The sequence below is a fragment of the Albidovulum litorale genome, assembly GCF_025751495.1.
Taxonomy (GTDB): domain Bacteria; phylum Pseudomonadota; class Alphaproteobacteria; order Rhodobacterales; family Rhodobacteraceae; genus Albidovulum; species Albidovulum litorale.
This window is the reverse complement of sequence record NZ_JAOWKZ010000002.1, coordinates 581949-602984: the sequence shown is the minus strand read 5'-3', so window position 1 is coordinate 602984 and position 21036 is coordinate 581949. Positions and strand designations below refer to the sequence as shown.

The following is a 21036-nucleotide window of genomic DNA, read 5'->3' as shown; positions in this document are numbered from 1 at the left end:
GATCGCGGATCCAAGCAACCTATGAATATCAATTGCCTGCTCGGCCGGATACATATGTTATGGTCGGACGGATATCCGTTTTGGCATTCTGTTGAAGGCAATGGCAGTAACTCTTATGAACGCGCGACTCGTTCCGCTATGCGTATTTGCGTTGATCATATTCGGGCGCCTTCTTGCGGTCTATGATGGGCGGGATCCTGGCTATGACCAAGCCATGCTCATGGCAAACTTTCCGTTGCCATCCATCGCGGCCTACTTCGAACCTCTGCCCTATTTCGAACAGGCCACGGCGCTTGGTTCAATCATTGAACTCGATATCGCAACCCGGATATTCGGCAATGAGGGCCTGGCGCGCTTCACCGCCATTCGGGCCGTTGCCGCAGCGCTTGCCATATGGGGATATTTTATTCTCTGGCGGATCATGCGGCGGCGGCTTGACGTGCCCGACGCTCTGCTTGCCCTGGCTCTCATGGCGTCAACCAATGAAGTGCTGCTATTCACGACCAATCCGAAGAACTATGTAAACGAGTTCTTCTTCGTATGCGCGCTGCTTTGGGCGGGTATCGCGTATCTCGACGACCCCAGGGCGAAACGGGCCGCTGTGTTTATCGGCATCGCGTTCCTGACCTGCGTTTTTTCGTTTGTCGCGCCCCTGATATTCGTGGCCGTCGGGGGCGGCATGCTTGCCGAGACAGTGTCTCGCAACCGCGGAGCGGGTACATCATTGGCGGATATGCGCGATCAGGTCGTCAAGCTGATCGGTTTGGGCGTTGTTGGCATGGCAATCAGCCTAATATTTCACATCTGGTACACGATACCGATGACTGAGCTTGACCAGGCCGCCTATGCGGGCCGCTACGCTCACTCTTTCATAGACATCAATCCGTTCTTTTCGGACCACAACGCGGTGGCATTCGGGGGGATACTGAATGTTTTTTATCTGATGATTGAACCTGCTTACTTTCCGCAGGTGCTGTATGTCGCCGGAATCATCAGCCTGCTTCCTGAAATTCGGTTTATCTGCCTATTAATTGCGCTTGTTGGACTCCCTTCGTACTGGCGCAGGGCGCCTATTCTGGCCGGAGGTTTCATGGTCGGTTCGTTGGCATTCCTTGCCTTGAACGGGCTTCATGTACTTCCAATAATGTCGGTCCGGCACTTCCTGTTCTTCACGCCGTTTGCCGTTCCCAGTTTTGCGATCGGTTTGATCGTGGTGCTGAGGACAGTACTGACCGCCGTAAGACTTCGCGCCCTGACACCGGCAATCGGATATCTTCTCAGCCTTGTTTTGGTCGGCGTAGCTGCGGTTCGGTCCACGGATCTGGAGAACGCGGAAGTGTCCGCGCATCTGAAACTGGTAGATCAGTATCAGGCAAAACTTTGGGTCTACTATGGCGCTCAACCCAGCTTGCGCGCTCTACGGACGGACATCATGAGCAGGGGCGACATTGAGGTGATCGGACTACTCGATCATCGAAGCACGACACGATCCTGGCAGCTTCAGGCGCGCGATGAGGACAATCTGACGACGAGCGACGACTATGTCCGTCGGTCCGCGAAGTGGCTTTCGGGAAATGATCCGGTCTGGATGCTGTTCGCGCATTTCTGGCCAGAGGAAACCGTCCCCGGAAAGCTGACGCGCTTTGTGGATTTGGCCGAAGCCGACGGGCGAACCTGCAAGCGTTCCGACGACAAGGGCGGTGTCCTGATCTTCTGCGCCCTTCCGTCAGAGTTTCCGGAAGGGCTGCACACTTCGCTGGACTAGGATGGCGCACCAAACACTTCTATGCGGCGCGTGGGTGCGCTCAGCCGCGCACCCAACAGATCGACGGGCGCTTCAGCCCTTCTTCAGGCAGCGATTGCCCAGCGTCTCGGCAATCTGCACGGCATTCAGCGCGGCACCCTTGCGCAGATTGTCCGACACGCACCAGAGGTTCAGCCCGTTCTCGATCGTGCCGTCCTGGCGGATGCGGCTGACGAAGGTCGCGTAGTCGCCGACGCATTCGACCGGAGTCACGTAGCCACCGTTCTCGCGCTTGTCGACGACCATGACGCCCGGCGCTTCACGCAGGATGTCGCGGGCCTCATCTTCGTCGAGGAAATCCTCAAACTCGATGTTGACCGCCTCGGAATGGCCGACAAAGACCGGGACGCGGACGCAGGTCGCGGTGACCTTGATCGTTTTGTCGAGGATCTTCTTGGTCTCGGCGACCATCTTCCATTCTTCCTTGGTCTGACCGTCTTCCATGAAGACGTCGATATGGGGAATGACGTTGAAGGCGATCTGCTTGGAGAACTTCTTCGGCGCGACTTCCTGACCCGGCACATACATGCCCTTGGTCTGGTCCCAGAGCTCGTCGATGCCTTCTTTCCCGGCACCCGACACCGACTGATACGTTGACACGACGACGCGCTTGATCCGGGCGCGGTCATGCAGGGGCTTAAGCGCCACCACCATCTGCGCGGTCGAGCAGTTGGGGTTGGCGATGATCATCTTCTTCTTGTACTGCTCGACGGCCTCGGGGTTCACCTCGGGCACCACGAGCGGGATTTCCGGGTCGTAGCGGTAGAGCGAGGAGTTGTCGATCACCACACAGCCCTGCGAGGCGGCGATGGGGGCGTATTTCTTGGTCGCCTCGGACCCGATGGCAAAAAGCGCGATGTCCCAGCCGGTGAAGTCGAAACCCTCGATGTCCTTGGTCTTCACAGTCTTGTCGCCGAACGAAACCTCGGTGCCCAGCGACCGGCGCGACGCCAGTGCGGCGATCTCGTCGACGGGGAATTCCCGCTCGGCGAGGATGTTCAGCATTTCGCGGCCCACATTCCCCGTGGCGCCGGCAACAACGACCTTGTAGCCCATTGGGGTCTCCTAACGTTAAGGACGTGGCCCTTTAGCGTATTGCGCCTTTCAGTTAAAGGCCTTGCTGCAGTGCGGCGCAGGAAAAATGCGGTTGCGGCAGACGCGTCACGCGCCCGCCTGTGTGACGCGCGGATCGCGCGCCATCAACGCCTCGACAAAGGCTTTCTCAGCCGCGAAATCATGTGGAACCTGATCCGCCCGGCGTGAACCGGTGAGCGAGAGCGAGGCGAAGAAGTCGAAGCCGTGGAGGCGGAGTGAGGCGAGTCCGCTGGATGCGAGCAGGTCGATCATCATCAACCCGGTCGTCGGTGGTGCGCCAAGCCGGTCGCGAAGGGCTGCCCAGTCGGTAAGCGGGTGCAGGTAGAACCCGTCCGACGTGGCGATCGCCCATTGCAGGCGCTTGCGCTTGTGCGACATCCACAGGATGCGGTCAGGTTTGATACGGTCGAGATCATCGACCCCGATGGAGGTCGCGAGCGCCAGCCAATCGGTCCGGGTCCCATGTGTCCGCGAAGCGGGCATCGGCGCCCGGTTAATGCGGATCACGAGATCGGCGGCGTCGATCGCGGCCCCTTCATCGCGATCAGCCAGCGACCGCGCATTGCCGACGAGGGCCACGCGCTTGCCGGATACATCGGCCATCAGGTCTTCGCGCCGCACGGACAAGGCCGCAAGTGGCGCTTCCCTCCGCAGCAGACGCGCGATGTAGAAATTAACTGGAGATGTGCGCGGCGTGGTCACGTGGTTTGCTCCGGGACAGATCGATTGCAGAGATAGCATCCCGGTGCTTTGGTTGACAGGCCTCCACGGAACGCATCCGGTGCACCGTTGCCCCGCCCACAAATCCACGTTCCCGTTCAGATGTGGTGACTGATTGTCATGATAATGGCATGTCGCATTCTGGCGGGTAGCAAGGTCTTGAAGGGCGTAATCATATATAGCGCCAGCGCCAGAGACTTCGGCAGAACGCCATGATGACGAAGCCTCAGGCCGCGGGTATAGGCGCGTTTCTGGTAGGCTTTGAACAGGGTGTGACGCTTCACCAGATCAAATGTATTAGCATAGACGATAACGCTGGCCGTCAGAATCGCGACCACATCTTCACTGATGTTGCCGCCTGCGCGGGCGGCAGAACAATAGTGGGTCACGGCGTCCGAGATCGCGATCCGATCGGCACTGTGGCAAATCGAGAACGCAATCTGATGATCCTGCACGCGCGCCTTGTCCGTCAGGTGCCGGACAATCAATTCGGGCCGGGCGCATAGAGCGGTGGTTGCCAAGGGGCGGTTTAGTCGGCCCAGATAGTAGTCGAGCGGCGCGTTCTCGACCCGGTAGCCCGCGTCAAGGTCACAGGAATGAGCCTTCAGCCGCATGTCTTCGACCCGGTCCCGGGAGATCGACGAATAAATCGCGGGCACATCCGAGCATTCGATGACTTGTGAAAAATACCTGACAGCATCTTCAGCAAGAACATCGTCGCCGTCGAGCAGCACGACGTAATCGGCGCCACCTGCCCGAGCACGTTCAACCCCGATCCGGGTGCTGGTGCTTACCCCTTTGTTTACAGCGCTGGCTATGAGTACAATGCCATCAGTTGCGCGTGCGATGGCGACAGAGCGGTCGGTGGAACAATCATCGACGACAATAACTTCGTATACGCCCGCCTGCTTACATGCCGACGTGATCGCCTGCGCGATGTAATCTTCCTTGTTGTAGCAAGTGATCACCACGCTGATCTTCATGGCGTACCTTCAATCCGGATTGTGCCCGGTGGCAACAGTGTCTCGCGGCTGTGTAGCAGAGCACAAAATGCACCTCGGTCAAGATTATCGACGTTCTAAAATCTGTCTGCCGCACTGGCCGCCGCCACGGAGATTCTCGTCTGGGCCACCAAAAGTTTTACATTGACTACAGAACGTCGATTAAGACCTACAAGCAGCCATTACAAGATGCGCTGGAGGGGGATCAGTTGGCCCTGTTCCGGGAATCCGTCGGGGCGGGGATACTGATCGGTGTACGTCCGCCTGCATACGCCTCGGACAGTGGACAAGGCAGGTGGGCCGGGCTAGGAAACGGATCACGCGGCGCGCGGGGGGTTGGTCTCTGGCCGCAGGACTTTCCGAAGGAGCAAAGCCATGCTGACGGGTTCCAAAATACTTCTGACCGGCGGTACCGGCTCATTCGGGTCGCAATTTGTGCCGATGACGCTCGCGCACTACAAGCCCTCGCGCATCATCATCTATTCCCGCGATGAAATGAAACAGTGGGAGATGGCCAAGCTTTACGGTCACCTGCCGGAGGTGCGGTTCTTCATCGGCGATGTGCGCGACCGCGAGCGTCTTTATCGCGCGATGGACGGGATCGACTATGTCGTCCATGCCGCCGCGACCAAGATCGTGCCGACGGCGGAATACAACCCGTTCGAATGTATCAAGACCAACGTCAATGGCGCGATGAACATCATCGACGCCTGTATCGACAAGGGTGTGAAACGCTGCGTCGCGCTTTCGACCGACAAGGCGTCGAGCCCGATCAACCTCTATGGTGCCTCCAAGCTCGCCTCGGACAAGCTTTTCGTCGCCGGAAACTCCTATTCCGGTGCCGACAAGTGCCGCTTCTCCGTCGTGCGGTACGGAAATGTCATGGGGTCGCGCGGCTCAGTCATACCGCTGTTCCAGTCGCTGAAAGCCAAGGGCAGGCTGCCAATCACCGACCCGCGCATGACCCGGTTCATGATCACGCTGGAACAGGGCGTGGAACTGGTCTGGCACGCGATGGAGGACATGGTCGGCGGCGAGATCTATGTGCGCAAGATCCCGTCGATGAACATCCTCGACATCGCCCGTGCGGTTGCGCCTGAGGCGGCGCATGACATCGTCGGCACGCGACCCGGCGAGAAAATGCACGAACAGATGATCGGGCCGGAGGATTCCGACCACACGTTCGAATACGACGACCATTTCAAGATCATCCCGGCGATCCATAACTGGTCGCGCGATCCGGTGCGGATCAAGAACGGGCGCAAGGTGGCCGAAGGCTTCCACTATGCGTCGGACAACAATCCCGACTGGATGAGCGTCGAGGCGCTGCAGAAGTGGATCGCTAAGAACGCCGAGAAGATCGGGACCTATTGATGATCCCCTACGGCAGGCAGGACATTTCGGATGAGGACGTCGAAGCCGTCACCGCCGTCCTGCGGTCCGACTTTCTGACCCAGGGGCCCGCCGTACCGCGATTTGAGGCGGCAATCCGCGAGGCGACCGGTGCGGCACATGCCATCGCTGTGAATTCGGCAACTTCGGCCTTGCACATCGCCTGCATGGCGCTTGACCTTGGGCCCGGCGACTGGCTCTGGACCGTACCCAATACCTTCGTCGCCTCGGCGAATGTCGGGCTCTATTGCGGCGCCGACGTCGATTTCGTCGATATCGACCCTGAGACCTATGTCATGTGCCCGAAGGCGCTGGAGGCGAAACTCGACCGCGCCGAGGCGGCGGGCAGGCTGCCAAAAATCGTGATCCCCGTCCATTTCGCCGGTCAGAGCGCGGACATGGCCGCCATCGGCGCGCTGGCGGCGCGATATGGCTTTAAGGTGATCGAGGACGCCTCGCACGCGATCGGCGCCAGCTACCGCGACCGCCCGGTCGGGGACTGCGCCCATTCCGACATCTGCGTCTTTTCCTTCCATCCCGTGAAGATCATCACCACCGCCGAGGGCGGCTGCGCCACGACGAACGACGCGGGGCTGGCAAGCCGGATGGAACTGCACCGCTCGCATGGCGTCACCCGAGAAACTGCGTTGATGGAAGGTGCCTCCGAGGGCGGCTGGTACTATGAGCAGGTCGCGCTTGGCTACAACTACCGTATGACGGAGTTGCAGGCGGCGCTTGGCGCGTCGCAGATGACGCGGCTTTCAGAGTTCGTCGCGAAACGGCACGAGATCGCCCGCCGCTACGACCGGCTTCTGGGCAATATGGCGCTGACCCTGCCGCGCCAGAGCCCCGACAGCCACTCGGCGCTGCATCTCTACCCGATACAGGTCGAGGACCGCGCCCGTGTCTTCGCTCGCCTGCGCGAAGCGGGCATCGGTGTGAACGTCCACTACATTCCGGTCCACACCCAACCGTTCTGGCGTAAACGTGGCTTTGCCCGGGGCGATTTCCCGGTGGCCGAAGCTTATTATGAACGGGCCATCAGCCTGCCGCTCTATCCCGGCCTGACCGAGGCCGACCAGGACCGGGTCGTGGCCGCGCTTGCCGGGGCGCTCGATGGCTGAAAAGCCCGTCTTGCTGGCCTATCTGAACGGGATGCCGGATTTCGAAAGCACCTATCCGGTATTGGCGCGCCTCCACAAACGTGGCCGTGTGACCGTTCGGGCGCTTGTCTATTCCAAGCTCCTGCGCAAGGAAGTGCGCCTCCGCGGTGTCTTCGACAAAGAGGGTTTTGCCCCTGAACCCGCCTCGAAACTTCGCATGAAGCTCCTCTACCAGCGCAACATCCGCGAGGCGGACGCGGTGCTGACGATTGCCGATCCCTATTGGGACACGACGACGCGCAAGCAGCGCGGAACCTATATGGCCAAGATCGGCCAGCAGTCGATCTTTCTTCAGCACGGCGCCTATCAGGTCGGGGTGAATGCCCGGAAGATCGAAGGGCCGATGGAGTACTATTCCCAGCAGATCCTTTTCTGGGAACCCCTTGGCGACAACCGCGCGCTGTTCACACCTGAAACGGCGGGGCGGGTCGAGGTGGTCGGCTTCACCAAGCAGAACATCCTTCCCGGCAACCGGTGGGGCGAGGAGGTGTCGGACTGGGTTGCCCGCTACCCGAAGCGGCTCTTGGTCTGCCAGTCGTTCCGCTGGGGTCAGGGCCGCTATACCAAGGACCATATCGGCCATTTCTACGACCTGATGGACAAGGCGCTAAGCCGTCATCCCGACCTCGGCATCATCATCCGTTCACATCGTGGTAAGGTGCGCAGCAACCACAGGGCGCATGACCGGGACCTCGCGCGGAAGCATCCGAACGTGATGTTCTCGCACTATTACGGTGGTCCGCTGGCCAAGGCGACAATCCACGATGCCATCGATCTTGCCCACGGAATGATCTCACCCACATCCACGACGGTTCTCGACTGCATCTATTCCGGCAAGCCCGCGGCGGTGTTTGCCGAAAACCTGCCTCTGTTCGCTGAGCTGCCCCAGATCGGCGATCTTCAGGGGCTGGAAGCTTTCGTCGACAGCCTCAAGACGCCCGGCCCGGTCTATGACCACATCCGGTCGCGCTTTGGCGATCTCGACGGCAATCTCGACCGCGCAGCCGAGGCGATCGAGCGCCGGTTGCTGACCCGCAAGTCTCAATCCTGAGCGATCATGCTCCAATCAATCGGCTCGCCGCGCGTCAACGCCCGGGCGGCACGCCGGCCCAGAACGTCCGGAAGGTGCTTCGGCGCAAGGCCCAGACCCGGGCGGACGGAGCGCACATTCGCGTCGGTCAGAACCTCGCCCTTGGCGACATCGGCGGTCACGTAAAGCGACCGGCGGAACTGCGCATTCGCCCCGCCAACGCCCTTGCGGTCGTGTTTTGCAGGGCCAAGCGCGGCATGGGCCATCCGGCAATCGGCGACAAGCTGGCGGAACTCGTCCGGTTCCAGCGAAAACTCGGCATCCGGCCCGCCATCGGCGCGCGCCAGCGTCATGTGTTTCTCGATGATACAGGCCCCCCGTGCAATCGCCGCGACCGCGACGGCCGAGCCGAGCGTGTGGTCCGAGAGGCCAATGGGCACGCCGAAAGCCTGTGACAAGGCCTCGATCGTGCCAAGCCGCATCTCCTCGGGCTTCGCTGGGTAGGCCGAGATGCAGTGCAAAAGCGCGAAGCCATCCGCGCCGCCCTCGCGCGCCGCACGGGCCGCATCCTCGATCTCGGCATAATTGGCGATGCCGGTGGACATGATCAGCGGTTTGCCGGTTGCCGCCGCCTTGCGGATCAATGGCGTATCGACCAGTTCGAAAGAGGCGATCTTGTAGGCAGGCGTGTCGAGGGTTTCAAGGAAATCCACTGCCGTCGGATCGAAGGGCGAGGAAAAGCAATGGAGCCCATGGCCGCGCGCCCGGTCGAAGAGGGCTTCATGCCAGTCCCAGGGCGTCGAAGCCTCCTGATAAAGCTCGTGCAAGGATCGCCCGTCCCAGAGCCCGCCATGAATGTGGAATTCAGGCCGGTCGACATCCAGCGTGATCGTGTCGGCGGTATAGGTCTGCAACTTCACCGCATCCGCGCCGGTCGAGGCAGCGGCATCGACCAGCGCCAGCGCCCGGCCGAGATCGCCGTTATGGTTTCCGGACAGTTCGGCGATGATATAGGGCGAATGCTCCGCCCCGATGGCCCGGCCCGCGATCCCGAATGTCTCAGCCATCCCGTTGTCCTTCATTGCCAAGTCCCAGTAGCGCCTCGTGATCGCATCTGGTGAGCGTGAAGACAAGCGCGCCGCCATCTCGACCTGTCTCGCGAAAGCCAAGACGGCGATGCAGCGCCGCCGAGGCCGGATTGTCCGCCACCACCTCGGCGCGCAGCGCATCGACGCCCGGTCTTGCGAAGAGTGTTCGGGCAAAGCTGGCCATCATCCGCCCGCCCGCGCCCTTCGGCGCGTCTTCGGCACCGATATAGAAGCTCCATTGCCATGTCCCGCCACCAAGGTCGCGGGCGCTGGCATGGCCAAGATCGCGGCCGCCCTCGGACCAGATTAGGAAGAGGGCATCGGCTCGGGCCAGGGCGCGCTCAAGCCAGTTGACATGATCGTCCCAGACCAGCTCTCCGGTATTCAAGCTAACGGCCCGGATATCGGGCCGGTTGCGCCAGTCGAACAGAAGACGTGCATCACCCTTGGTCACCGGCCGGAATGCGCCTTCCAGCGCATCGGTGACACGCACCGCGCCCGCGCCATCGCAAAGGCGGGACGCAGCGGAAGAGAGGGTAGATGCCTCCGCGATGGCCCGCGCAATTGCAGGTTCCAGCGCGCCGTTCCGCGCTGTTTCCAGATCAAGGGCGATGACCGCCCCGGCCCCGGCCAGTCCCGCAAGCGCGGGTTGCTGGTTGTCGGCCACGGCGACCGCGACGGTTGGCAGGCCAAGGCAGCAGCGTTCCCAACTGGTCATTCCGCCAGCGCCGACGCAGAGATCGGCGGCAGTCATCAGGCCTGCCATATCGGTTGCGTCGAGATGCAATGCCGCGCCCTGTCGCCCGGCGACCCTCGCCTCGACCTCTGCGCGGCTCTGGCTTGCCGATCCCATGACCACGTCGATGGCAAGATCGGGAAAACCCGCCAGCGCATCGAGCGCGAGCGGGGCGAGTCCGGCGGCATCGCCCATTCCCGGGGCGATCAGAACGCGTTTCACGGGGCCACCCCGCCGCTGAAGAGCGCCCTCTCGGGCGCTGGCAAATTCCGGCCGCAACAATGCAAAATCCGGTCCGATCATCTGCGCCGGGCCCGGATAGCGTCGCGCTCCGTCAAGCCGTGTCTGGTCAAGCACCAGATCGGCGCCAAGCGGCCGGTCGTCGAGGTCGTCCAATGCGAGGATGCGGAGATCGGGCCGGGCTTGCCGCAGCCGTCCGGCCCATCGCGCGTCCAACCCGTAGTGATCGACGACCACCCAATCCGCACCAAACGCCTGCGCAGCCCGCGCGGTGATTTCGGCATCCGTCTGCCAAGGTGCAGCGAGCCATCCGGCATGGGCAGGAGCCATCGGATCGGCTGCGGGGTCGTGAGGGACCGGGGTGACCTCGGTCACGTCAAACCCTTCGCTGCGGATGCGGCCCGCCATTGTGCCCGGCGTTCCGGCCGTGACAAAGGTCACACCATGGCCGCGCCGCCGGGCCTCCGCGGCCAGCGTCAGGCAGCGCATCACATGGCCGCCACCGATCTTAAGATCGCCGTCAGTGCGGATCAGGAACCGCATCATTGCCCCCAAGGCCCAGAACCCTGAACATGGTCTCGGCCAGATGCCAGTCGGCTTCCGTGTCAATGTCGATGCAACGCTCGGCCGGAAGGATGACGCCCGCCGCACCGTCCCAGACCCGCTCCGCAGGGTCCGACCATGTCGCGGCCCGCGCCCAGTAGAACTGGCCCGCGTCGAAAAAGGCGGGCTCCAGATCCTGAGAACGCATCGGCATCTTCGCCGGATCGCGCGCCACAAGTCGCGCCCCGTCGCGCCGGTAGGCCCGGTCGATCGGTGTGCGGTACTCACCGGCCGACAGGCACCATTTGGCACCGGAGGCAAGCAGGTCCCGCCCCTCGGCCAGATCGGTGGCCGTCACAAAGAACGCGGTCGCGTAGATGCAGCAGACGGGCACGTCCGGCCCCAGCCCAAGCCGCATCACGGCATCGCGGATCACCTCGGTCGTGCCGGTATGATCGTCAGCCAGCGCCGGATCGCGTAGGAACGGCACCTCGGCCCCCTCGGCCCGCGCGGCCTCGGCGATCTCGGCATCATCCGTCGTCACGACGATCCGCGAAAAACAGCCGCTGTCCCGTGCCGCGCGGATCGGCCAGCCGATGGCCGGGCGTCCGGCAAAGAGGCGGATATTCTTGCGCGGGATACGCTTGGACCCGCCCCGGGCGGGAAGGATGGCGATGGCGCTCATGAGGTCTCCTTTCCCTTCTGTTACGATGCCCGGCCCGATAGCGCAAAGCCTCAGTCAGTGCGGTCGTGGCTGAAAAGGTAAAGAACGAGGCCGATGGCGAGCGGCACCAGAAAGAACAGGAACAAAAGCCGGAACACCTCTTCCGGCGTACCAGACGCGTTTTCATAGACTGGGCGCGAGGCGAATTGCAGGATGCCCGCCCCGCCGATCCCGAACATGTTCAGGAATGTCACCCCCCGGCCGGTCAGATGGGCCGGAAAGAAGGCGCGCCCATGCGCCATGATCGCAGGAAAAGACGCCCCGAAGAGGCCAAGCGCCGCCAACAGAAGTGCCGCCGTCCAGATACCGCCGCCGGGATGGAGGGCGAGGATCAGAAGGCATACGGCCGCGGCAAGGTTGCCCACGAAGACCACCCATTTCCGGGTGCCGAATATCCGGTCAAGGGGGCCGTAGGCGAAGTTGCCCGCGACCATCGCCAGCGCCATCAGAAGCGTCACGCGCCCGATGGTTAGACCATCCGCGCCGAAGACCTCGGCAAGATAGGGGCCGGCCCAAAGCCCCCGTATCGCCGCCGCAGGCGCATAGGCGACGGCCATCAGGGGCAGGATCGCCCAAAGCCCCGGTTGCCTGAGGATATCAAGGACCGATCCTCGTCCTGCAGCCGGGGTTTCGGCCCGCGCGGGATCGCGGACGAAGACCCATAGGGCAAGCGCGATGACGAAGGTGACAGCCGCAAGCCCGATCAGTGCCGGGCGCCAGCCCACCGCGGCAACCAGCCATGCGAGCGGCGCGGCCCCCGCGATATTGCCGAGCGATCCGACACCGATGATAGCACCCGCAAGCGTGCCGAAAACCGCCGGGGAATAGATCCGTGCAAAGATGTAATAGGACGCCATCAGGACCGGCGAACAGCCGATCCCGATCAGCGCCATGGCGACATGAACGGCCCACGGACCTTCGGCGGCGGCAAAGACCAGCGCCCCGCAGCCGCCCCCGATCCCGAGCAGGAGTGACGCCGTCAGACGCGGCCCGACCCGGTCCAGCGCAGCCCCGACCGGCATCTGCATCATCGCGAAGATCAGGAACCAGATGCCCGATGATATGGCGAGGTCGCCGGGACTCGCGCCAATCTCGCGGCCCAGAACCGGCGTCAGCACCGCCAGGAAGGCCCGGTAGAACTGGCTGAGCACATAGCCCGCCACCAAGAATGCCAGCCCTGCTTTCATTTTCCTGCCCGTATCCGCCCGGCGCAGACCCTGCGTCAGAACGAATCCCTGCACAAGGGGGGCGGTTTGTGATTGGATCGCCCCCGTATCCCTAAGTGAGCCTCAATGCGCGCCTTTCTTGCCATCCCCCTGCCGGAAACCACCGCCGATGCCCTGTCTGATCTGCAGGCCGAATGCCCGGTTGGCCGGACCGTGCCCATTGAGAACCTGCACCTGACCCTCGCCTTTCTCGGCGATGAACCGGAAGCCGTTATCGAGGCAGCCCATGAAGCCGTCGGCACAATCACGCTGCCGGGTTTTGAGCTTGAACTAGCCGGGCTCGGAACGATCGGTGGCCACACCCCCGCGCTTGCCTATATCGGCACCTCCCCGTGCCCCCCGCTGAAAGAGCTTCACCAGCGCATCCGGGGCCGGTTGCATGGGGCGGGTCTGATGCTGCCGCGCGAACGGTTCCTGCCGCATGTGACGCTGGTCCGTTTCGGAAAGAACCTGTCCGCAACCGATTTCGCACGGCTGGGCAACTTCCTCGCCAAATATGGCGTTTCACGCGTCGCACCGTTCCGGGTCGACCACTTCTCGCTGTTCCGTTCGACCCTAGGCAAAGGCGGGCCGATCTACGACGAGCTCGCGCGCTATGATCTTGGCTGAAACGCAAGAACCCTCCTTGCACTTCCCCCTTCCGCCACTCTAGCGTGACCGCGGTCAGGCGACGCCATACCGCAAAGAACGAAACCGAGAGGCCAGATGATCACCATTGCCCGCGACAATCCGCTGCTGCCGGAACTGGCTTTGCTGATGGAGCGTCATACCGAAGCGATGCATGCCGATACGCCACCCGAAAGCATCCACATGATGGATGCCGGGGCGCTCGCGGGGCCGGGGATCGTTTTTTTTGTCATGCGTGACAATGGCTTGCCGGTTGGGATGGGGGCGTTGAGGCGGATTGATGGGGGTCATGCCGAGATCAAGTCGATGCACATCCTCGCCGAAATGCGGGGGCGCCGTTTGGCCTGGACGATGCTGGAACACCTGATCGCCGAGGCGCGGGCGGCGGGGTATCGGCGCATGAGCCTTGAGACCGGATCGCAGCCCGGCTTTGCCGCGGCGCGGGGGCTTTATGAGCGGGCGGGTTTCAGGGAATGTCCGCCTTTTGATGGCTATGTCTTTGATCCCAATTCGATTTTCATGACGCTGACGCTGGATGATCGCAGCGCCGATGCCTGAGGTCATGGGCCCCGATCGGCTTATCGACCGCCTTGCATGGGATGGGTTTATGCCGGTAAAGGAGGCGGAGCGGTCCCGTAGCTCAACTGGATAGAGCAGCTGACTTCTAATCAGCAGGTTGAGGGTTCGAGTCCTTCCGGGATCGCCAATTCCCCGTCCGGTATCCGTCCCGCGCCCGTCGGGTATCCGTATGGCATCCGTCCCGACAGGGCGCGCGGTGGGGGAACCGGGTTTTTACGCCTCTTTCCGATCATGGGGCCCCGCGTTCGGAGGCCGTTATGACCCGACAGACCAAAGCCGAGAAGGAGAGGATTGCCGCCTATCACGAACTGGCCGAGACCATGCGGGGGCTGGAGGCCGATCTGCGCTGGGGGCTGAACGACTCGTTGCGCCTGCCCCATGCGTGGCGGGCGATTGCCGAGGGGCCGGCGGTGCCGGGGAAGGTCAAGGTAACGCTGAGGCTCGACGAGGATGTCGTGGCCTTCTTCCGGGCGATGGGGGCGGGGTACCTGACCCGGATGAACGCGGTGCTGCGGACCTTTATGCTCGCCCGGTTGGCGGGGCTGGTGACGGGGCCAGAGGACGTGCGCTACGCGCCCACCCATGCGGAGGAGATGAAGGCGCTGACCCGCGAAATCCTCGACCACGCCATCGCCGAGACCGACGCCCGCGAGGCGCGGGAGAAAGCGGCGGAAGAGAAGAAGGAGTTGGAGGGGATGCGGAAGTTCCGGGATTACCGGTTGGGGAAATAGGGGGTGGTGGGAGGAGGCACCCACCCTATGCTGGTTTTGATTTGTGATAAATCTCAATGCGCCGCTTGAGTTCATCCAACGTTGCATTCTTTAGCGTTGGTCCTTTCGCAACTTGGTCAGTTGCACCCAGCCCCTGATATAGCTTCCAGATTTCATCAATCGCCGATTCTAATTGATCATCCCCAATTTTTGAAACATCCAAAGCCGATACATCCGGCGCAGATGGATTTGCTTTCTTAGAAGCCCAAGCCACAACCCAAAGCAGCACAAAAAAACGTAAATTTGTGCGATCTCGTGCGGTCATCTCAGTGCGTGTCTTTAGAATTCTATCAACTTCTCGAATCAACTTCGCGCTGTTTACGTAGAGACTGATAGAATTCCTTTCCGAAAATACCTTTGAGTATACGGTATCGTCTTTGATTAATGAGGATGGCCGAGCTCTGGCTTGATCTGGACTCGAAAGTATAACTGCCATTACTGCCTGCGCCATTAGCGGGATACTAATAATTTTATCTGCTGGCTTGCCTTCATTCTTATAGTAGTTCTTTCTCCTATCGTAGAACATTCCAGCAGATTTCAACGCTTGCTCGATATCACGCTGAACCTTGTCGGTCGCTCGCAACGTTGCTGGCTGTACAGGGTTCTGGCTATTGGTGGCTTTGATAATTTTATCGCGCGTCTCCTCATCATCCGAAGAAATAATCTTCACCATCACACTCCGGCTATCGCCTTCAGTTGAGGTGAAATGCGCAGCAACTTGAGTTGACGTTTGAAGGCCGTTTACAATCTGAGGATTCTCCAAAGTAACGGTATCACCATTGAGGCTAGCGCGGCTTGCCAGTATAGTGACACCATTATTCATCCACCAAAAGTCAACGACTGACTCGTTCTTCAGGGTATTCACAATCTCGGCGTTAACTTCAGTGTTTCCAGAAAAATCCCTAACGTTTGACTCAAAAAGCTCAGCCCGAACCTGATTGGCAGAGTCTTTCAAGAAGCGGACATACTCTTTAAGAGGACTGAGCACAATGTAACTATCTGTGTCACTTAGGTGCTTGCTGATCTTAAGGTCATATGCTGTCTTAGGGCGCTTCCTCGCTAAATCAAGAAGATAACGTGCACCAATAAAAACGACTTCAACTTCCGCCTCTGCGAACATTTCTTTGGCTACGGACACTAGCTCTTCAGATTTTTTCTTTATGTTCTCGTGAACCGTGCCGTCTGATCTCTTTGCTGCATAGTAATAGAATATCTTCAAGATTGGAAACCGCGACGCTAGAGCGCGATAGGTGGACCGGAATCTATCAAATATCTTTTTAACTTCTGTATTATATTGCGTTAAATTATCGTAATCTGCATTTAGTTTCAAAAGATGACGTGTCGCAGAAATCAGATTATTTAGAGGTGCTTCGCTATATCCTCCAGATGTTTTTGATTGTATTACGTGAAGCTCAATTGTTACGTCTTTCTTAAAACTGGAAATATCGTAATCTTCTTGAAGAAGTTCACCGTTCACGAATATGAACACCGAATCGACGCCTCCGTCGTGCTCACCATCGACGATACCTTCTTCTATTTCTTCGTATGAAAGATCATGGTCTTTTAGTATTTGTTCTGCACTGAATATTTCAAAATAGTCTTGCTCCGAAAGGTGTGGAGCAATTTCTGCTCTCTTTTGCTCAAGAACATCATTGAGAAGTTGCTGTGAGTTATCGCTCATGGGAAAAACCTTTATCGATGTTATTGCGACCTTTTCGCGCAACCTATTGGCGAAATTCAGTTAGATCAAGTTGCCATTTCTTTACGTGAAAGCATGAAAACAAGCGTAGGGAAGAACCCTGCCGGTAATGCTCCAGCACCAGCATCTCCCGCTTGCCGACATGGTTTGCAGCCGAAGAAGCCGTAGGATGCGCATTCATTGCGCATGGATGTGGCGGGGCGACGTGAAAGGTGCGCAATGAATGCGCACCCTACGGTGGGGGACAGGCGAACCCCGCCCTACTGCTCCGGCACCAGTATCTCCCGCTTGCCGACATGGTTGGCCGCCGACACGAGGCCTTCTTCCTCCATCTGCTCGACCAGCCGTGCGGCCTTGTTGTAGCCGATGCCGAGCTTGCGCTGGATGTAGGAGGTGCTGACCTTGCGGTCTCGCAGCACGACCTGAACGGCCTGATCGTAGAGCGCGTCCTCGCTGCCGTCGCCGCCGAGACCGAGGACGAGGTCGATATCGGCCTCCTTGTCGTCATCCGGGCCCTCGACCACGCCGGACATGTATTCCGGGGGCCCGAAGGACTTGAGGTGGGTCACGATCTCCTCCACCTCCTCATCCGAGACGAACGGCCCGTGGATGCGGGTGATCTTTGACCCGCCGGCCATGTAGAGCATGTCGCCCATGCCGAGGAGCTGTTCGGCCCCCATTTCGCCGAGGATGGTGCGGCTGTCGATCTTGGACGTGACCTGGAAGCTGATCCGGGTCGGGAAGTTGGCCTTGATCGTGCCGGTGATGACATCGACCGAGGGGCGCTGTGTGGCCATGATCAGGTGGATGCCGGAGGCGCGGGCCATCTGGGCTAGGCGCTGGATGCAGGCCTCGATCTCCTTCCCCGCGACCATCATCAGGTCGGCCATCTCATCGACGATGACGACGATGTAGGGCAGGGCTTCGGGCATGCTCTCCTCGGTCTCGAAGACCGGGTCGCCGGTTTCCTCGTCAAAGCCGGTCTGGACGGTGCGCTTGAACATCTCGCCCTTGGCCAGCGCCTCGCGCACGCGGCCGTTATAGCCCTCGATGTTGCGGACGCCCATCTTGGACATCTTGCGATAGCGCTCCTCCATCTCGCCCACGGTCCATTTCAGCGCCACGACGGCCTTCTTGGGGTCGGTGACGACGGGGGAGAGGAGATGCGGGATGCCGTCATAGACGGAAAGCTCCAGCATCTTGGGGTCGATCATGATCAGCCGGCATTCCTCGGGCGTGAGCTTGTAGAGGAGCGAGAGGATCATGGTGTTGATGGCGACGGATTTGCCCGAGCCGGTGGTGCCCGCGATCAGCAGGTGGGGCATCTTGGCGAGGTTGGCGACGATGGGGTCGCCGGCGATGTCCTTGCCCAGGGCCAGCGGCAGGCGGAGGCCGCTGTCGCCGAAGTCGCGGGCCGACAGGATCTCGCGCAGGACGACCTTCTCGCGGAAGGCGTTGGGGAGTTCGATGCCGATGACGGTGCGGCCGGGGACGGTGGAGACGCGGGCGGAAAGCGCGGACATGGAGCGGGCGATGTCGTCGGACAGCCCGATGACGCGGGAGGCCTTGAGCCCCGGCGCGGGTTCCAGTTCGTACATGGTGACGACGGGGCCGGGGCGGACCGAGGTGATTTCGCCCTTCACGCCGTAATCGTCGAGCACGCTTTCGAGCATGCGGGCGTTTTCCTGCAGCGCCTCGTCGGAGAGCGGACGGCGCTGGACCGAGGAGGGGTTGGCGAGGAGGGAAAGCGGCGGGATTTCGTAGGCGTTGCCTGCCGGTTCCTCGAAATTGAGGCGCGGCTGGGCCTCGGCCATGGCCTGACGCGAGGGGGCAGGGGCCTTGCGGGGGGTGTGCTGGACGATGGAGCGCTGACCCGAAGCGGGCGGGGTGGAGTAGGCGTCTGCGTCGTCGAAGGCGGTGTCGTCGTTCCCTTCGGGGTCGAAGAGCGGTTCGGCGGTGAGCGGGCTAGCCTCGTCCCCGGCCATCGGTGCGCTGACGCGCTGGCCCGGCATGAAGCGGGGCGCGGCGCCGAGCGGCGGTTCGGGGGCCATGTGGCCGGAGGTCAGCGGCGGCTCGACCCGCTGGCGCGGTTCGCCATCGGCGACATGGATCGTGCGGGTCTTGACCGCGTCGGCAATGCGGGCGCGGATGCGGTCCTCGGACGGGGCCTCGGTCGTCTGCGCCCAGCGCGAGAGGCGGGGTTCGACCAGTTCGGGTTCGGGATCGGCATGAGCCTCGTCAGTCCGGCCGAGCGCGAGGCCGGCCACACGGGCCAGAAGGCCGCGTTTCACGGGAGCCTCGGCCACGGGTTCGGCATACCGCGCATCGGCGCGCAGGACGGCGGCGCGGACGGCCGGGGAAACCGCGGAGGCGTTGCTGCGGTCTTCGCGCCAGTCTTCGTCATCCTCCAAGACGGCATCGCGGCGGGTCCGGCTGCGTTCCTGAAGGGCCTGCGCCCCCTTGACCGAAGCGACGGCCCCCTGCCCCAGCATGCGCATGACCCAGTCATAACCGACGATGGTACCGACCAGCAGGAAGCGGCCAATGGCGTTTAACTCGCGCCGCTCGAACCCCATGACGAAAAGCGTCATGGCCAGCGTGCCGATGGCAAAGAGAAGCGACATGACCTTGAGGCCGAACGTGGCGCTGACCGGCACGATGCCGAGAACCGCGCCAAGAACCGTGTCGCCGAAAAGCCCGCCAAGGCCGAAACTGTGCTGCCAGTCGGGCCCGCCCGCATGGGTCGAGGCATAGACCGACATAAGCGCCACTGCAATTGGCGCGAAGATGACGCGCGACAGTGCCCGGTCCTCACCCCGATGGGTGACGAATCGCACGCCCCAGGCGGCAAGAATTGCGGCGATCCCCCAAGCTCCTTGCCCGGCGATGACAACGAGCGGCAGGGCGATCGCGGCACCGAACCGGCCAAGCAGGTTCTGCGCGGGTTCGTCGGTCGAGGCGAACCAGCTTGGATCATCGGGCGAATAGCTTGCCAGCATCATGGCGACCAGAAGGGCGGCCACGCAGAACGCAATGCCCAGAAGTTCCTTGCCCCGCCGTTCCAGCGCAGCCTGAATGTTCTGGTCCAGAAGCGGATCGCGCTGTCGTGCCTGGTAAGATGCCATACCCTTATCCCTCAACCGTAGAGGCAGTCGCGGAGCATCGTCAGCCCGCGCCGCATTTCTTCTTTTGGGGCCACCATCGCCACGCGAATGTAACCCTTTCCCGGATTATACCCGCCAACCTCGCGGGCCAGATACGCGCCGGGGAGCACCCTGACCCCCGTCTCGCGCCATGATTTGAGTGCCGCTTCCTCGCCGTCATCGACGGGCAGCCAGAGGAAGAAGCCGCCTTCGGGGCCCTGATAGCCCTGCACCTTCGCGAAGACCTTGTCCGCAATGGTGAATTTCTCCTGATAGAGCGCGCGGCTGGCGTCCACATGCGCCTCGTCGCCCCATGCCTTTTCCGAGACATGCTGGACGGGCAGCGGCAGGGGCGAGCCGCCATAGGCGCGCAACTGGCGAAACCGCTTGATCGCTTCGGCCCCACCCGCGACGAAGCCCGAGCGGAGGCCTGCGAGGTTAGAGCGTTTAGAGAGCGAATTCATCACCACGACCCGCTCGGGATCGGCGCCGATTTCATCGGCGACCTGAAGCGCGCCGGTTGGTGGCTGGTCGCGCCAGATTTCGGAATAGCATTCATCGGACAAAAGGATGAAATCGTACTTCTCGGCCAGATGCAGCACCTCGGCGATGTAGTCGCGATGCGCGACAGCACCCTGCGGGTTCGCGGGCGAGCAGAGATAGGCGAGCGCGGTGCGGTCGAGGATGTCCGTCGGCAAGGCGGAGTAGTCCGGCAGAAAGCCGGTGGCGGGGCCTGCGGGCACATAGACGGGTTCGGCACCGACACTGAGGGCCGCAGCCGAATAGGGCTGATAGAACGGGTTCGGCATGAGGACGACCGGCTGCTGGCCGTTCTTCACCTCGGGGCAGAGAGCCATACAGGCATCGAAAAGCCCTTCGCGTGTGCCGTTAAGCGGCATGATGCGGTCAGGCGACAGGTCCACGCCGTAGCGCAGGCGGAGCCAGCCTGCGATGGCCGCCAGAAGCCCCGGCGTGCCGTCATTCGGGGGGTATTTGCCAAACTCGTTCAGATGGGCTTGCAGGATCGGTCCGACGAAATCGGGGACGGCATGACGCGGCTCTCCGATGGTCATGACAATAGGCTCGCCCCCCGGTTCGTGGTGGTCGAGCAACGTCCGCAATCGCGGAAACGCGTAATCTGGCAGGTTCGAAAACCGCTCGGGAAACGCCATTTCTGCCTCAATTCGCGGGGTCGTAACGCCCCGTTTTGATGGCAGATTAGCGGGCTGGAGTGGTCTGGTCCAGAAAAACCAATGCCTTGACAGGGGTGGCGCGTCCGGATTGTGGCTTTTGCGTCGTTTCCGGTGGGAGGATCGGCAGAGTGGCAGGGTTTGGGTGGCGGCCTGTGATAGCGCGCACTTGCTGCGGAGCGGCAATTTTCCGCGGTTGCGAATAAACCGCAACGCCCCTGACGAAAGTCAAGGCATCCGGCGGTTGCAGGTGAAAGTGTCCTGGT

General features: G+C 61.5%; 17 protein-coding genes and 1 tRNA gene. 8 read left to right on the top strand and 10 right to left on the bottom strand.

Features of this window, described 5'->3' with window-relative positions; all coding sequences use genetic code 11:
• Positions 1-100: 100 nt before the first annotated feature.
• Positions 101-1765 carry a glycosyltransferase family 39 protein gene (locus OEZ71_RS08765; RefSeq protein ID WP_263739564.1) on the top strand — a complete coding sequence of 555 codons (1665 nt, stop codon included), beginning with the start codon at positions 101-103 and terminating at the stop codon, positions 1763-1765.
• Positions 1766-1837: 72 nt separating this feature from the next.
• Here OEZ71_RS08765 and OEZ71_RS08760 read toward each other — a convergent pair whose 3' ends face one another.
• From OEZ71_RS08760 to OEZ71_RS08750, 3 genes are all read right to left on the bottom strand, one after another.
• The gene (locus tag OEZ71_RS08760) at positions 1838-2860 is read right to left on the bottom strand and encodes an aspartate-semialdehyde dehydrogenase (RefSeq protein ID WP_263739563.1); all 1023 of its coding nucleotides are present in this window, start codon (positions 2858-2860) and stop codon (positions 1838-1840) included.
• A 105-nt stretch (positions 2861-2965) separates the two neighbouring features.
• On the bottom strand, positions 2966-3601 hold the full coding sequence (locus tag OEZ71_RS08755; RefSeq protein ID WP_263739562.1) for a glycosyltransferase family 29 protein: 636 nt from the start codon (positions 3599-3601) through the stop codon (positions 2966-2968).
• A 116-nt stretch (positions 3602-3717) separates the two neighbouring features.
• Complete coding sequence (locus tag OEZ71_RS08750) at positions 3718-4602, bottom strand: glycosyltransferase family 2 protein (RefSeq protein ID WP_263739561.1); 885 nt, start codon at positions 4600-4602, stop codon at positions 3718-3720.
• Positions 4603-4995: 393 nt separating this feature from the next.
• On the opposite strand from OEZ71_RS08750, the gene pseB reads away from it, so the two are divergent.
• From pseB to OEZ71_RS08735, 3 genes are read left to right on the top strand one after another with little or no spacing between them, the layout of a single operon-like run.
• Complete coding sequence (gene pseB, locus OEZ71_RS08745; RefSeq protein ID WP_263739560.1) at positions 4996-5994, top strand: UDP-N-acetylglucosamine 4,6-dehydratase (inverting); 999 nt, start codon at positions 4996-4998, stop codon at positions 5992-5994.
• A complete protein-coding gene (pseC, locus tag OEZ71_RS08740; protein WP_263739559.1) occupies positions 5994-7136 on the top strand; it encodes a UDP-4-amino-4,6-dideoxy-N-acetyl-beta-L-altrosamine transaminase in 1143 nt (380 codons plus the stop codon). Before pseB ends, pseC begins: the two co-directional genes overlap by 1 nt.
• Positions 7129-8226 (top strand): glycosyltransferase family protein, encoded by a 1098-nt coding sequence (locus OEZ71_RS08735; RefSeq protein ID WP_263739558.1) that lies wholly within the window; start codon positions 7129-7131, stop codon positions 8224-8226. Before pseC ends, OEZ71_RS08735 begins: the two co-directional genes overlap by 8 nt.
• On the opposite strand, the gene pseI is transcribed toward OEZ71_RS08735, so the two are convergent.
• From pseI to OEZ71_RS08715, 4 genes are read right to left on the bottom strand one after another with little or no spacing between them, the layout of a single operon-like run.
• Positions 8217-9272: a pseudaminic acid synthase gene (gene pseI, locus OEZ71_RS08730; protein WP_263739557.1), complete on the bottom strand. Its 1056-nt coding sequence runs from the start codon at positions 9270-9272 to the stop codon at positions 8217-8219. The two genes, OEZ71_RS08735 and pseI, sit on opposite strands and share 10 nt — an antisense overlap.
• Entirely contained in the window at positions 9265-10812 is a 1548-nt protein-coding gene (pseG, locus tag OEZ71_RS08725; protein ID WP_263739556.1) for a UDP-2,4-diacetamido-2,4,6-trideoxy-beta-L-altropyranose hydrolase, read from the bottom strand. The genes pseI and pseG overlap by 8 nt, the downstream gene beginning before the upstream one ends.
• Entirely contained in the window at positions 10790-11497 is a 708-nt protein-coding gene (gene pseF, locus OEZ71_RS08720; RefSeq protein WP_263739555.1) for a pseudaminic acid cytidylyltransferase, read from the bottom strand. Before pseF ends, pseG begins: the two co-directional genes overlap by 23 nt.
• A gap of 50 nt (positions 11498-11547) precedes the next feature.
• Positions 11548-12723, bottom strand: a complete 1176-nt coding sequence (locus tag OEZ71_RS08715) for an MFS transporter (RefSeq protein WP_263739554.1) — start codon at positions 12721-12723, stop codon at positions 11548-11550.
• Between the two features lie 105 nt (positions 12724-12828).
• On the opposite strand from OEZ71_RS08715, the gene thpR reads away from it, so the two are divergent.
• The 4 genes from thpR (at position 12829) to OEZ71_RS08695 (ending at position 14699) form a co-directional block, all read left to right on the top strand.
• On the top strand, positions 12829-13371 hold the full coding sequence (gene thpR / locus OEZ71_RS08710) for an RNA 2',3'-cyclic phosphodiesterase (protein WP_263739553.1): 543 nt from the start codon (positions 12829-12831) through the stop codon (positions 13369-13371).
• A gap of 96 nt (positions 13372-13467) precedes the next feature.
• On the top strand, positions 13468-13947 hold the full coding sequence (locus OEZ71_RS08705; protein WP_412175614.1) for a GNAT family N-acetyltransferase: 480 nt from the start codon (positions 13468-13470) through the stop codon (positions 13945-13947).
• Between the two features lie 71 nt (positions 13948-14018).
• Positions 14019-14095, top strand: a tRNA-Arg gene (locus tag OEZ71_RS08700).
• A gap of 130 nt (positions 14096-14225) precedes the next feature.
• Positions 14226-14699: a BrnA antitoxin family protein gene (locus tag OEZ71_RS08695; RefSeq protein WP_263739552.1), complete on the top strand. Its 474-nt coding sequence runs from the start codon at positions 14226-14228 to the stop codon at positions 14697-14699.
• Positions 14700-14724: 25 nt separating this feature from the next.
• Here the strand turns inward: OEZ71_RS08695 and OEZ71_RS08690 are convergent, their stop codons facing one another.
• The 3 genes from OEZ71_RS08690 to OEZ71_RS08680 form a co-directional block, all read right to left on the bottom strand.
• Positions 14725-16419 carry an AIPR family protein gene (locus OEZ71_RS08690; RefSeq protein ID WP_263739551.1) on the bottom strand — a complete coding sequence of 565 codons (1695 nt, stop codon included), beginning with the start codon at positions 16417-16419 and terminating at the stop codon, positions 14725-14727.
• Between the two features lie 278 nt (positions 16420-16697).
• Complete coding sequence (locus OEZ71_RS08685) at positions 16698-19562, bottom strand: DNA translocase FtsK (RefSeq protein ID WP_263739550.1); 2865 nt, start codon at positions 19560-19562, stop codon at positions 16698-16700.
• Between the two features lie 11 nt (positions 19563-19573).
• Entirely contained in the window at positions 19574-20752 is a 1179-nt protein-coding gene (locus OEZ71_RS08680; RefSeq protein ID WP_263739549.1) for an aminotransferase class I/II-fold pyridoxal phosphate-dependent enzyme, read from the bottom strand.
• Positions 20753-21036 lie beyond the last annotated feature (284 nt).

Excerpts from the sequence above, each read along its gene's own strand:
- OEZ71_RS08765 (WP_263739564.1), top strand. The coding sequence starts at position 101 with ATGGCAGTAACTCTTATGAACGCGCGACTCGTTCCGCTATGCGTATTT.
- thpR (WP_263739553.1), top strand. The coding sequence starts at position 12,829 with ATGCGCGCCTTTCTTGCCATCCCCCTGCCGGAAACCACCGCCGATGCC.
- OEZ71_RS08735 (WP_263739558.1), top strand. The coding sequence starts at position 7,129 with ATGGCTGAAAAGCCCGTCTTGCTGGCCTATCTGAACGGGATGCCGGAT.
- pseF (WP_263739555.1), bottom strand. The coding sequence starts at position 11,497 with ATGAGCGCCATCGCCATCCTTCCCGCCCGGGGCGGGTCCAAGCGTATC.
- pseB (WP_263739560.1), top strand. The coding sequence starts at position 4,996 with ATGCTGACGGGTTCCAAAATACTTCTGACCGGCGGTACCGGCTCATTC.
- OEZ71_RS08680 (WP_263739549.1), bottom strand. The coding sequence starts at position 20,752 with ATGGCGTTTCCCGAGCGGTTTTCGAACCTGCCAGATTACGCGTTTCCG.
- OEZ71_RS08695 (WP_263739552.1), top strand. The coding sequence starts at position 14,226 with ATGACCCGACAGACCAAAGCCGAGAAGGAGAGGATTGCCGCCTATCAC.
- pseC (WP_263739559.1), top strand. The coding sequence starts at position 5,994 with ATGATCCCCTACGGCAGGCAGGACATTTCGGATGAGGACGTCGAAGCC.
- OEZ71_RS08690 (WP_263739551.1), bottom strand. The coding sequence starts at position 16,419 with ATGAGCGATAACTCACAGCAACTTCTCAATGATGTTCTTGAGCAAAAG.
- OEZ71_RS08685 (WP_263739550.1), bottom strand. The coding sequence starts at position 19,562 with ATGGCATCTTACCAGGCACGACAGCGCGATCCGCTTCTGGACCAGAAC.
- OEZ71_RS08750 (WP_263739561.1), bottom strand. The coding sequence starts at position 4,602 with ATGAAGATCAGCGTGGTGATCACTTGCTACAACAAGGAAGATTACATC.
- OEZ71_RS08760 (WP_263739563.1), bottom strand. The coding sequence starts at position 2,860 with ATGGGCTACAAGGTCGTTGTTGCCGGCGCCACGGGGAATGTGGGCCGC.
- OEZ71_RS08705 (WP_412175614.1), top strand. The coding sequence starts at position 13,468 with ATGATCACCATTGCCCGCGACAATCCGCTGCTGCCGGAACTGGCTTTG.
- OEZ71_RS08715 (WP_263739554.1), bottom strand. The coding sequence starts at position 12,723 with ATGAAAGCAGGGCTGGCATTCTTGGTGGCGGGCTATGTGCTCAGCCAG.
- pseI (WP_263739557.1), bottom strand. The coding sequence starts at position 9,272 with ATGGCTGAGACATTCGGGATCGCGGGCCGGGCCATCGGGGCGGAGCAT.
- pseG (WP_263739556.1), bottom strand. The coding sequence starts at position 10,812 with ATGCGGTTCCTGATCCGCACTGACGGCGATCTTAAGATCGGTGGCGGC.